The following is a 12,272-nucleotide window of genomic DNA, read 5'->3' as shown; positions in this document are numbered from 1 at the left end:
TAACCCAATTCAATATGAAAAAGTTACTACTCTTTGTAGTGGTTCACCTACTACCGATTTGTGTTTTCGCACAGATAAAAATCGGTGATACAACCTATGATTTACTGACCGATGCAATCGGTGCGTCTGTAAGTGGCGATGTGATTGAAATTTCAGGCCCTGTTGTATTAACAGAACAGGTGGGACTGGCACATGCTACAGGCGTAAAAACATTTAAGGGCACGACAGCTGACGCGAGCATCACTTTGGCTACTGGCGCACGTTTTATTCTTGAAGCAGCTGGCGAAACGGTGTTCGAAGACCTCACGCTAATTGGCGCCGATCAAGCTCATGAAGATTGGGGTGCGATGCTAACGTTGTTTAACGGTCCAACTTTGATTCTGCGAAACGATACATTGCGCGGCGCTAAAACCAATGCACACGCGGGCGCCATGCGAATTACGAGTGGCGCTACAGTCGAGGCATACGCCACAGTCTTCATGGATAATGAGGCAAATCAAAATGGTGGGGTGGCATTTATTGAAGCGGGGAATACCGAAACGCTTTTTGATAAATGTGTTTTTCTGAATAATAAAGCAGGCGCGAATTCCTTGGATGCGAAGGGTGGCGCGTTGTTTTATGCGTATGGTTCAAATATGAAAGATCATATCGTGAAGAACTCGGCATTCATCAATAACACAAGTTCTAATCATGGTGGTGTAATCGGTTTGGAATCCGTTTCTCCGATATTTGTGAATTGTACTTTTTCCGGAAATACGACAGTCGACAATGGTGGTGTTTTTTGGATGTACAATTCCGCAGCAGCATGTACCACAACGCTAGTGAATTGCACTTTCTATGGTAATAGCGCAGGAAATGGCGATGCGTTATTTATGAACCATACCACTACGCAATACGATATTCGTAATAGTGTTTTTACGGAACATGAAGGCGTAACCATTTCGTCTGCCGAAACACCAGCAACGTTAGCCATTACGAATTCATATTTTCCAACATTGCCAGAGGGACTTACCGTGAATGGCGGTACAAAAAATATTCACGAGGGTGATTTATTATTAGCGGAACTCAATGTTGAAGAAGGTATTGTGTGGCATGAAGTTACAACATGGCGCAGCGCTGCGGTGGGTCTTGGTAATCCCAACTTATTGAGACTATACAGTAACACAGACCAAACAGGTGAAGCGCGGAATCTTACTGCTTCATCCATCACGGCCGGTGCATTTGAGTATCGGGGATTGGGGCCTGTGCTTAATACAGAGAAAGACATTGCTTTAATAACGGTGCATCCTAATCCTGCCACTGAATACATCCTGATCGCAGCACCTGAGCGTGTAAAACTAACGATCTATAATTCGACGGGGCAACTTTTGTACAAGCGGAATCTTTCCGTTGGTGAGCATCGTATAGAAACTTCAACTTTTGGAAAAAGTATGCTTATCGTAAAAGCACAAGATGATCGAAGAACGACCTATGCGAAAATTCTGGTGAAATAACCTTTCTGTAAAGTCTTATTATCTATATTAAAATTATTACAATGAAAAATATATATGCTATTCTCAGTTTAGTCGTGCTTGGTTTTGTATTCGTGAACTGTGGGGGTTCTGATAGCGATGATCCAGCGACGATTACGGATCAACAAAAGGCAGCGAAGGCTTTAAAGGATGGAAGTCCATGGGCTGTGGTATCTGTTGATGCTAAGCCTGACGGTGCAGACGCGGAAGCATTAGACGGACTGGAATTTTCATTTGGAACTACCGGGAGTGGTGTTGACATCGCGCCTGCAAGTTTTGAGTCGGATGGGGTGGAGGCACTCGCAAGTGATCCTGGTGCAACCTGGAATTGGGATGGTGCTGGTATTGGTACAATCAAACTCAATCATGCATTTACAACGCGGCTCACCAATGTTCAAGTACTGCCAAACTTGGATGCGCCAACAAGTGTGAAAGTTACTTTCGAGCTAGCGTCCATTGGCGGAAGAACGGAAGGTGTTGGCGAGTATACGGTAACGTTAGAATAATTTTTTGGGATAGTTGTTTAGGAAGGGCTGTCTCCGAAAGGAGATGGCTTTTTTTCTTACCGACAATAATATCCATCTCGTCGTCAAATCACAGCGATACTAATCTCTTTTAGTCCTTCGATTGTCTTGCGCGATAATTTATCAAACAGTTCTACGTCAGGTGACGATGGTTGCTGATTGGCCTCGATACTTTTGCTAATCTTATCGATCATTGCGATGTATTCATCATCGTCTAGCATCTTGATTGCTGTCTTTGCTTTGTGAACAGCGTTTAGAAATATTTTCCCGTCATGCTCTTTCAAGAAGGTAGCAAGAGACTCGTTTAGTTCGATAATGTTTTTCATGATCAGCAACGAAAGTTGTCGCTTGAAATCAAGATCGCCACTGGTGTACAAATCGAGTTTTGACGTTTTTGGTGCCAGGTTGTTATTTTCGATCTTCTTGAATGCATACTTGCCAATGATTTCCTGAAGTTCATCAGGTTGAAAAGGTTTGCTTATAAAATCGTTCATACCGCTTTCGGTCACTTGCCCTTTAATTTCACTCATGGCGGAAGCGCTGAGCGCTATAATGGGTATTTCTTTGAAATAACTATCGTGATTGATTTGCCGTAATCGCCGTGAGGTTTCAAATCCATCAATGCCCGGCATCTGAAGATCCATCAATACCAAATGGAAAGATTTGTCTTTGATTTTTTCCAACGCTTGGAATCCATCGTCGGCAATGTCGATTTCAATTCCCCATTTCTTTAACCAATTCCCAGCGACCACTTGGTTAACGCGGTTGTCGTCGACGATTAGTACACGCACAACTTCTTGCTTGAATTTGTCATGAATATCCGACGCACTTTTTTGTGTCGCCTGCCTTTCACCTTCGCCTACTTCCATCGTGAGCGTAAAGGCGAATGTTGTGCCATAGCCAAGTTCGCTATCAACACGGATCGTTGTGCCCATGAGGTCGAGTAATTTTTTTGTGATCGAGAGTCCCAGCCCCGTTCCACCAAATTTTCTCGTCGTGTCGAGGTTTGCTTGTGAGAAACTTTCGAATATGATGTCGAGCTTTTCTCTCGGAATACCAATTCCTGTGTCCTTTACGCGAAAATCTAACGTGTGATTTCCTTTCGAACTCGTAATTTGTCTCACGGAAAAATCAACCGCCCCTTTTTCTGTAAACTTTACCGCATTGCTCAATAGATTGAGTATCACTTGACCAAGTCTAACCTTGTCCGCCTTTAAGTGCGGCGGTATTTTTTTGTCAAAGTCGAAATGTATTTGGATGTTTTTCTCTGCTGCACGTTGCGATAACATTTGGGTGATATTGGTAAGCAGATCTTTCAGATTTACATCGACATACTCAAGGGTAAGTTTGTTGGCTTCGATCTTGCTGAAGTCGAGAATGTCGTTAATAATCGTGAGAAGGTTTTCACCAGAGAAGCGTAATAGTCTAAGACTTTCAACTTGTGTTTCTGAAGGATCTTCTTCCAGGAGCAAATTGGTTAATCCAATGATGGCATTGAGTGGCGTTCGAATCTCGTGGCTCATCATCGATAGAAATGTCGACTTCGCTTTCGTTGCTTCTTCTGCTTTTTCTTTCGCGTCTATAAGCTGGAGTTCTGATTTTTTTCTAACAGTGATGTCGCGCGCCGACGTTTGGACTGCCGTTACATTTCCAGCATCATCTAAAATTGGTTTCGTATACGACTCGACCCAAATATAATTTCCATCCTTACGGCGCATGCGGAATTGTGCATTCGCAACGATTTTCCCCTTCAACGCATCTTCTTTTGCGTGTTCGACAATAGTTTGCATGTCATCAGGATGAATCAGTTCAAATCCCGACGTGCCGAGCAATTCTCTTTCTTCGTATCCAAGAAGATCTTTGACAGAGGGCGATACATAAGAGTACAAACCCTCAGGCGTATGAAGTGCAATGAAGTCTCTTGAGTTTTCTGATACGAGACGATAACGCGACTGCGCTTCCATCAATATCTCTTCCGCGGCAATCCGTTCTGAAATATCTCTATTCACAGTCTGAATACCGATGATTTCTCCGTTTTCATTAGCAATCGGATTTGACCTCGCTTCGATCCAAACGTAGTCGCCGGTTTTTGCCCGTAGTCTAAATTGTGGATGAGTTCGCTTAATGCCATTTTTCGCAATTTGTCGTGGATCTTCAAGTCCGGCAAAGTCGTCAGGGTGAACGATATCGCGACCAACAGTGCCAATGAGTTCCGACGGATCATACCCCAGAACAGTTTTTATCGAAGGTGATACGTATTGAAATTTGTTGTCGAGATCGAACACGGCGACAATGTCTTGCTGATTTTCTGTTAGTAGCCTGTGTAATTTTTCACTAGCGGTAAGTTTAGCTTCTTTTTCTTCAAGCGCTTGATTTAGATTTTTCAGCTCAATCATTTTCAAGCGAAACTCCATCATCTTGACAAGTTGCTTACTGAGTACTTTCAGACCAAATTGTTGGGCGGCGTTGAGTTGTTTGGCTTTGCGATCGATCACGCAGATCGTGCCTAATTTTAATCCGGTCGAAGTCGTAAGTGGGGCGCCAGCGTAAAATCTTATCTCCGGATCACCAGTTACTAACGGATTATCAAAAAATCGGTCGTCTTTTGTTGCGTCGTTAACTTCAAGAATGTCGTCGCTGTCGAGAGCATGCGCACAGAAAGCTAGATCGCGATGCGTCTCACGTGTGTCAAGTCCGATCTTTGCTTTAAACCATTGACGGTTTTCGTCGATCAAACTAATCAGTGAGATTGGTGTTTCACAAATGATAGAGGCGAGCTTTACCATTTCATCGAAGTCTTGCTCGGCTTCACTATCCATAATTTGCAGATGCCGTAGCGCTTGCAGACGCGCAGCTTCGTTATGTGGTATTGGAGCTGTTTTCACATTCAAAAGTTTAGACAATCCGAAACTGCGTCTATTCGCATTCCTCGTTTAACTAATATATTGAAAATATAACAAATTGGGACGTTTTTGGTTTCGTGGCAACCGACAATCGACTAATCGCGCTGACGGAATCAGGCAAAAAAAGAAGGTGACGTTTGCCACCTTCCATTTGTTTTCAAGTCGGAGCGAATTTGTTTAACAATTTCGCCGTTTAACTCAGTTTATTCGTATTGTTCTGTAACACTAAGCTGATAGACATTTATTCTACCGTCGCCCTCGCAGCTTGCTACTACCGTAGGGATACCGTTTGGACTATCCTTACCATTGATGAAGAGAACACCCTCAGGTGCGTCACCTGTTGCAAGGATTTGCAAATACTTTGGCGCTTGCGGATTTGTCACATCGACAACAGCAATTGCGTCAGCACGCTCTAATCCGACGAACGCAAGTGTACGTGGACCGATCTGACCGATGGCAACGTTTTCAGGTTCTACACCTTTGTCGTCGCTGCGTGCATCGTCGTAACCAGAAGGACGCTGTGATATTAAGAATTGTTCGAGGTCGCTTCCGCTATCGAAAACTTGTGCGCCTGTATGACCATTCCAGATCGAGAACGAACGCGCACCGAAAGTGTACAATGCATCGTAGTCACCGTCTCCATCGGTATCACCCATGCGGTTGGTAATTTTTAAACGTCCAAGTTTTGCTGAACTTTGGAGTAAAGCAAAGTTAGGAAACTTGATCGAGTCCAACGTTACATCGGCAATACGTGCTTCTTCATTAAATAGATCACCTTCACCATAAGGAGGCAAAGCATCGTCGCTAGTAGGTCTGATCCGGCTATCGCCTTCGTTAACAGTTACGAGCAACGGTGTTCCATAGGCGCTGAACGACGCAATACCGTCAGGCATATACATGCCACGAACGGGATAGTTTGCAAAATTTACACCACCGTCTTTGTCTGATCCGTCAAGTTCGTTGCCTGGAGCACTGTGGTCCTTGAATCCGAGTGGGAATATTCTTTCAATTTTCTTTGTCAGGAGATTTACCCTAGCGATACCGTTGTTTTCTTGTAGTGTTACCCATGCTGTTTTATCGTCGTCTGAAATGGTAACATACTCAGGCTCAGTGTCGGCGGCTAATGTTGTACCTACAGGGCCAGCAATCCGATAGCCTTTGCTGGTTAACGCCGAGGCTTGACTATTAAAAGAAGAGAAGTCAGTTGTAACAACTTGGAAGCTTCCGCCGTGCACGGTGATGATCGACACTGAACCATTTGGGTCGACAGTATAGTCTTCATTCGGTTCGCCTTCGTTAGCAACAACGATGTAACGACCGTCATGGCTGAAGCTGAGCATGTCTGGAAGTGATCCAACGGTAACAACATCCTTCTCGTTGAGCGTAGTAGTTTCCCAAATAACAACCTTTCCTAAAGCTGTCTTTGGACTAGACTCTACGGCGGCAGCGAGAAGACCATTTTTAACAGAAAGGCTATTTACGCCATGTCCATAAGCGCTGATGCTGATCTCCCGTTCGTAGACGAGATTTAGCGGATCACGCATGTCAATCACGTCGATGGCGGCCTTTACCGCGTTGATCACGAATAGTCTTTTTGTTTTTGGATCGAATGCTGAAATCTCGGCAGCTGTAGCACCACCGACTAATTGGATCTCATCGACCTCTTTAAAATAGGAGCCAGGTGCAGGTCCAGGACCTGGTCCGCAAGCACCAAAAAGCAAGGCGCTAAGGATTAAAGCGTGTGTGAAATTTTTCTTCATAGGATGATATTTGTTTTAACGACTACGCCAAGATATGCATGTGCTCCTCACTGAGAAACTTTTGTTTACGTAGGTGCACGTTTATCATGTAAGATAAAAGCCGAGGGGAAAATGCGCGGATAGCCTGTACGTTGTACCGGAAAAATCCGGTGTAAACGAGCGTGAATCGATGCGCCAATTGGCGTATAGGCGTTCCGTTGTACCGGATTGTTCCGGTAGGTGCGTCCAATTCTCAGCTTTTTCGATTTTGACATTTGGTTAAACAAACGGTTTACGCGTAAACCTTACATGTAAACGCTTACGTAGTTTCATCCTTGTTAAAAAAGTTTCTTCAGGGTAAACCGTCGGAAAAGCTTGTGTAAGCGATCGGCAGTAGCCATACCGTTGTAAATATACCGACCTGATTTTTCCGGTATCATCGTTCCAACTTTCGAAAAACGACAGTCTGGCTTACACGTGAGACGCTATTGTTCGAAATCAAGAAAAACAACAGTATACGACAGCCATCTTTGTCGTAGGCAGTTTTTACCAGAGCGAGGAGAAGATTTGTGCGAACACATTCTGGACGATGTCGCTGTTTATTTTTTATCAACAACATTTTTTAACCCTTTTCCCTCATGAACATTAAAAGATTACTTGGCATTATCGCGCTCTCCGGTATCGCGTCAAGTGGATTTGCGCAAACAGATGTCAAAGGTGATTCCACCGACATTTACGCGCTATCCTTGGAAGAATTGATGAGCATTACGGTAGTCTCTTCTACGAAAACGGAAATGAGCATTCAAAAAGCCCCTTCTGTTATTCGACTCTTTACTAAAGAAGACATCAAACAAAATGGATTTCAAACGCTTCGTGAGGTGCTCGACCAAGTGCCTGGATTTGAAATTCAAGAATATCGCGCCGGTCACCAACTTACGTGGGTACGCGGCGTACAATCACGCTATAATAATAAGGTGCTCTTGTTGATCGACGGAGTGCCGATGCGTGACAGCTACTATGGAAATTTTAACATCGATGAGATGATTCCCGTGGAAATCATTGAGCGCGTTGAGATTATCAATGGCCCAGGTTCTGTGCTGTACGGAACGAATAGTTTTTCTGGTGTTGTAAGTGTTACTACGAAACGTCAAGGAAAGTCTATCTCAGTAGACGGAGGAACGTTTAACTCTTATTCAGCCAACGCGCAGTTTGACTATAAAGGACTCTTTGCCAATGCAAATGTTTTCAAAACGGATGGATTCTCTCCCGATTTGAATTCAGACGGTAAGGTTCGCTCTCATGACCAAACGGCAACCAATCAATCGTTTCTCGCATCGTATGAATACAAAGGACTTCAGCTAATTGGTAGCTACACCAATTACGAATATCCATACAAGTATCGTGACGCAAAGGGTGAGTATAATTTTAAAAGAACACCCGTATACGGTGCGGCATCTTATAGCCTCGACCTTTCCGATAATGCAAGCTTGAAGTTCCGCGGGTTTTACAATCACTTTGGATTCGAAATTGACAAAACGAAATATGTTGATGCCACCAGCACAGCGGTGAAGGAACTTGCAACCGAGTATCTGAACTCAACACTCTATGGCGCAGATGTCGAATTTTATCACAAGTCTGCTAAGAATGAAATCGTAGGCGGAATCAGTCTACTGAATGATCATGCCAATGATATTCGCTCTGTGGTCACGGAGGAAGCCGGCACGAGCGTAAATATTGAAGAGTCAATGATCGCGAACAATAAATCTAGCTTTACAAGAAGCACGGTCGGTCTATTCTTACAAGATACTTACACGCTTTCTAAGATTTTCAATCTTACTACGGGTATTCGTTATGATATCTTGTCGAACTTCGATAATCAGTTCAACTACCGTGTTGGTCTCACCGGTTCTTTCACGGAGAATTGGTATGGAAAGCTTTTGTATGGAACGGCCTACCGTATTCCTGCATATCGCGAATATTTAGATGCTGCATCGTATAATGATGATTTGAAACCTGAACACCTGAAGACATTGGAAGTTCAGTTCGGATATGTGTCGAAAAAAATGGATGTGAACCTGACTTTGTACAATAATAACTATACAGATTTTATTAGTGAAGTCGTTGTTGATTCTATTCAAACACCAAGCGAAATGAGAATCATTGATGACGAGGTATCATTTAATTTCGATAGCAGAAGTATTACAGGCTTAGAATTGAATGCGGTATTGAAGCCAACATCTAAACTTCATTTCTTGGTGGGACTTTCTTATAAGTTAAACGCGACCGAGAAGCTCGGAGGTTTTGGATTGAAAGATCAAACCGTTTATACATCGCAAGAAATTGATTTCTCAAAACGCGATCTACTCTTCATGAGTTCCTTCACGGGTAATTTTGCCGTAACGTATAATTTCGGAAACCGTGCCCGCATTAATTTTAGCGGACAATATTTCTCGGATCGTAAAACACCCGGCGATTATCAATCGGATGTGCCTGCGCAAGTGCAAGACAAAACAAATGCTGATGGTTTTGTTCGTTTGAATTTCTACGGCAGCGTAAACATCTACAAGGGACTTAGTGCAAATGTTAATGTCTATAACTTGTTCGATCAGAAAAATTACTCTGGTCCTTTTGGTGGACAAACTGAATATGATGCCCAGTGGACAGGACGCGTAGTGCGTGCTGGCCTTGCCTATAATTTTTAGAGCTCGTTAGTTTCCTTTTCGAAAGGGTTCACTTTGCGGTGAGCCCTTTTTTCGTTCTTGGCATCGCCCGCCCTACCTGTAGCGATACCGTTGGCGACTAACGTTACCAGTCGGAGAGGAGTGCAGTCTTTCTCCGTTAGCCGTGTGTAAATCCTGACAATGTAATATGCGGCTTTTTTCATGTGGCTAACATTCATTTGTAACATCTTGCCGTCGTGTACTAGTATCGATGTATTCTTGATGTATGGCGACCGATGTAGTTTTGATGTATACGATTTATGAGGTTCCAGAGCCTTTTAATTTGCCTTTTCAATCGTTTGATGTGAAATTTCATTTGTCTTATTGAAATCCCCAATTCAGTAAGTTAAGTCCACACACAGCCAAAAAAGAAAGCAAAATTATCCCATCACCCGAGTGTTTAACAGACGGGAGAGTGATACTGCTATGAAAAAAATGATCTAACGATGAATCAATTGCAACGAGGTAAGCCTCATTGTTACTGAGATAAACCAATAACTACAACAACTTAATCAAACCCAAACCTTAATCCGAATGAAAACAATTACACTGTTCCGTGTTCAAGGTCTCTTGCGGGGCCGATCCGTGGCGATGTTGTTCGCACTCACTTTATTGTCGTCGATGGCGTGGAGTCAACCTACCGTTCCGTTTACACTGACGAATAATTCAACGTACACAGATGCGAATATTTTTGTGGCCGTGGTAGGTATCCAAAACGGTAATCACGTGTGGATCGATACCAGAACGAGCGCTGTGAGAGTAATGAGTACCGGGGACAATACTGTTCAAGGTCCGGTGGTCAATGGCGACCAAGGTCCTGGTGGCAACGGACGATATGCCAATTGCTTCGCACGCTTAAGCGAGATTCCCAACAAGACGATTAACATTCCAGGCATAGCTGGATGCCGGATTTTAATCTCTTTCAACTCACAATTGTGGCTGTACTTCTTCGGCGCTACGGGTGGATATGCGGCGCCGAACTTGGCCAATCCAAATGATCCGAACCAAGGTATTCGCTTCGAGATGATCGAACTCACGAATGCTGCGAATGGTCTATGGGCAAACACGACTCGCGTAGACTCGTATCAATATCCGATGGGACTTGAAGTGTGGGGAAATTCTGGCTTCTATAAAAAAGTTGGTGAACTGAAAACACATGCGCAGATCATATCACAGTGGCAATCACAAGCACCTGCTGCCTTTGCCGGATGTCTTGATGCGGCGAAGGGTATTATCAAGTTTCCTTCAAAAACATCAGCGTTCCTTGCTGGAGGTGCGCAAGCAAATTATTTCGGCGGTTACATCGATCAAATCTGGTCGAAGTATTCAAGTGCTGACCTCGTGTTCAACGCAGGTGATGCTGGAACTTGGAGAGGCCGTGTATCAGGACAAGTATTTACATTCACGCGCACTTCAGATGGACAAGTAGCAACCATTTCACGCAAGCCCACGACGATCGAAACAATGGAAGGAAGTGGTGTACTCGCCGCAGGTGGGCAATGGGATAAAGTAGTACAAGCGCAGATTTGTGCTGCTATTAACCGCCATGCAATTGATTTGAATCTTGCCGGCGGCGCGACGCAGGATTTTGCGAGCGATGCTAGGTACTACATCGCATCGCCATTCAATTGGTATTGCAAGTTCTGGCATCAGACGGATATCAGTCACAACGGTTTGACATACGCTTTTTGCTATGATGATGTGTTCGATAAATCTTCAACAATCAATGCGCCATCGCCAATTAGAGCGACTATTGCCGTTGGTGGATATGCTGGCACTACACCGTCTGGTGTTGCCACGATGTATAAAGATTGTAACTATGCTGGATCTGCAGTTGGACTTCCAGTCGGTGATTACAACTTGTCTGCGTTAAATTCACGTGGCATTTTGAATGACGACATTTCATCACTTCGAATCAACTCTGGTTACAGAGTAACCCTGTATGAAAATGACAACTTCACAGGTGCGTCACTCGTGTTGACGGCTGATAATTCTTGCTTGGTAGCAAATAGCTGGAATGATAGAGCGACATCCATTCGCGTGGCGAGCAATTCAGCTACGTTCTCGTCTAAGGTCGAAGCCGAAAGTTATATCTCCATGGCAGGTGTACAATTGGAAGCAACAACAGACGCTGGCGGTGGACAAAATGTTGGCTGGATAGAAGCTGGTGATTGGATGGCGTACAACGTAAATATTCCGGCGGCAGGCACGTACAAAGTGATCTACCGCGTAGCAAGTCCAAATGCGAACACAACGCTGCGTTTGGAGAAAGATGCCGGAACAACACAACTCGGTAGTGTTACGATTCCGAATACCGGCGGATGGCAGAATTGGACTAACGTTTCGCACAATGTAACACTTCCTGCAGGTGCTTATTCAATCGGCATTGCGACATCAACAGGTGGCTTTAACATCAACTACTTCACCATTACCAACAACCTTTCGGCAAGAGAAGCACAGACAACCATCGAGATAGCAGCAGAAGAGCAGGGGTACACTTTGTCGCCTAATCCAGTGCGTGATGTGTTATTCATCGGCGGTCATGAGAAAGTGAAGCGGGTGAAAATTTTCAATGTGCAAGGTCAAGAAATGATTGCTGTTGAAAATCCCGGTAGATCAATTTCAGTACAGGCACTCAGACCAGGTCTTCATATTGCTGTCATCGAACAGACAAATGGTGTCCTTAAAAAAGAAAAGGTGCTGAAAGAATAAGGCGTTAATGCTACATGTTCGATAACTATTGGAACCCGAGGCTGTCTCAAAAGGGCAGCCTCTTCTTTTGTGTATGGATAAAAAAAAAGAAGAGAACGTGAGTCCTCTTCTAGTTGCAAGTCGTTATCTTGCTTGTGTGTACTAAAACAAAAGTAGTCTTTAA

General features: G+C 44.0%; 7 protein-coding genes. 4 read left to right on the top strand and 3 right to left on the bottom strand.

Going from position 1 to position 12,272, the window contains the following annotated elements; genetic code table 11:
• Positions 1 to 14: 14 nt before the first annotated feature.
• Positions 15 to 1,493 carry a T9SS type A sorting domain-containing protein gene (locus tag DQQ10_RS24650; RefSeq protein ID WP_112749613.1) on the top strand — a complete coding sequence of 493 codons (1,479 nt, stop codon included), beginning with the start codon at positions 15 to 17 and terminating at the stop codon, positions 1,491 to 1,493.
• A gap of 41 nt (positions 1,494 to 1,534) precedes the next feature.
• On the top strand, positions 1,535 to 2,017 hold the full coding sequence (locus tag DQQ10_RS24645) for a hypothetical protein (RefSeq protein ID WP_112749612.1): 483 nt from the start codon (positions 1,535 to 1,537) through the stop codon (positions 2,015 to 2,017).
• An 83-nt stretch (positions 2,018 to 2,100) separates the two neighbouring features.
• On the opposite strand, the gene DQQ10_RS24640 is transcribed toward DQQ10_RS24645, so the two are convergent.
• Both DQQ10_RS24640 and DQQ10_RS24635 read right to left on the bottom strand, forming a co-directional pair.
• On the bottom strand, positions 2,101 to 4,920 hold the full coding sequence (locus tag DQQ10_RS24640; RefSeq protein ID WP_112749611.1) for a PAS domain S-box protein: 2,820 nt from the start codon (positions 4,918 to 4,920) through the stop codon (positions 2,101 to 2,103).
• Between the two features lie 221 nt (positions 4,921 to 5,141).
• Entirely contained in the window at positions 5,142 to 6,698 is a 1,557-nt protein-coding gene (locus tag DQQ10_RS24635; RefSeq protein ID WP_112749610.1) for a choice-of-anchor I family protein, read from the bottom strand.
• A 617-nt stretch (positions 6,699 to 7,315) separates the two neighbouring features.
• On the opposite strand from DQQ10_RS24635, the gene DQQ10_RS24625 reads away from it, so the two are divergent.
• A complete protein-coding gene (locus DQQ10_RS24625; RefSeq protein WP_112749608.1) occupies positions 7,316 to 9,379 on the top strand; it encodes a TonB-dependent receptor in 2,064 nt (687 codons plus the stop codon).
• Here DQQ10_RS24625 and DQQ10_RS24620 read toward each other — a convergent pair.
• Positions 9,376 to 9,561: a hypothetical protein gene (locus DQQ10_RS24620; RefSeq protein WP_133259758.1), complete on the bottom strand. Its 186-nt coding sequence runs from the start codon at positions 9,559 to 9,561 to the stop codon at positions 9,376 to 9,378. The two genes, DQQ10_RS24625 and DQQ10_RS24620, sit on opposite strands and share 4 nt — an antisense overlap.
• Before the next feature lie 370 nt (positions 9,562 to 9,931).
• Between DQQ10_RS24620 and DQQ10_RS24615 the strand changes: the two genes are divergently transcribed.
• Positions 9,932 to 12,109 (top strand): beta-1,3-glucanase family protein, encoded by a 2,178-nt coding sequence (locus tag DQQ10_RS24615; protein ID WP_112749606.1) that lies wholly within the window; start codon positions 9,932 to 9,934, stop codon positions 12,107 to 12,109.
• Positions 12,110 to 12,272 lie beyond the last annotated feature (163 nt).

The sequence above is a fragment of the Pseudochryseolinea flava genome (assembly GCF_003286915.1).
Taxonomy (GTDB): Bacteria; Bacteroidota; Bacteroidia; order Cytophagales; family Cyclobacteriaceae; genus Ohtaekwangia; species Ohtaekwangia flava.
The sequence above is the reverse complement of the archived record's forward strand: the minus strand, read 5'-3'. Positions and strand labels throughout refer to the sequence as shown.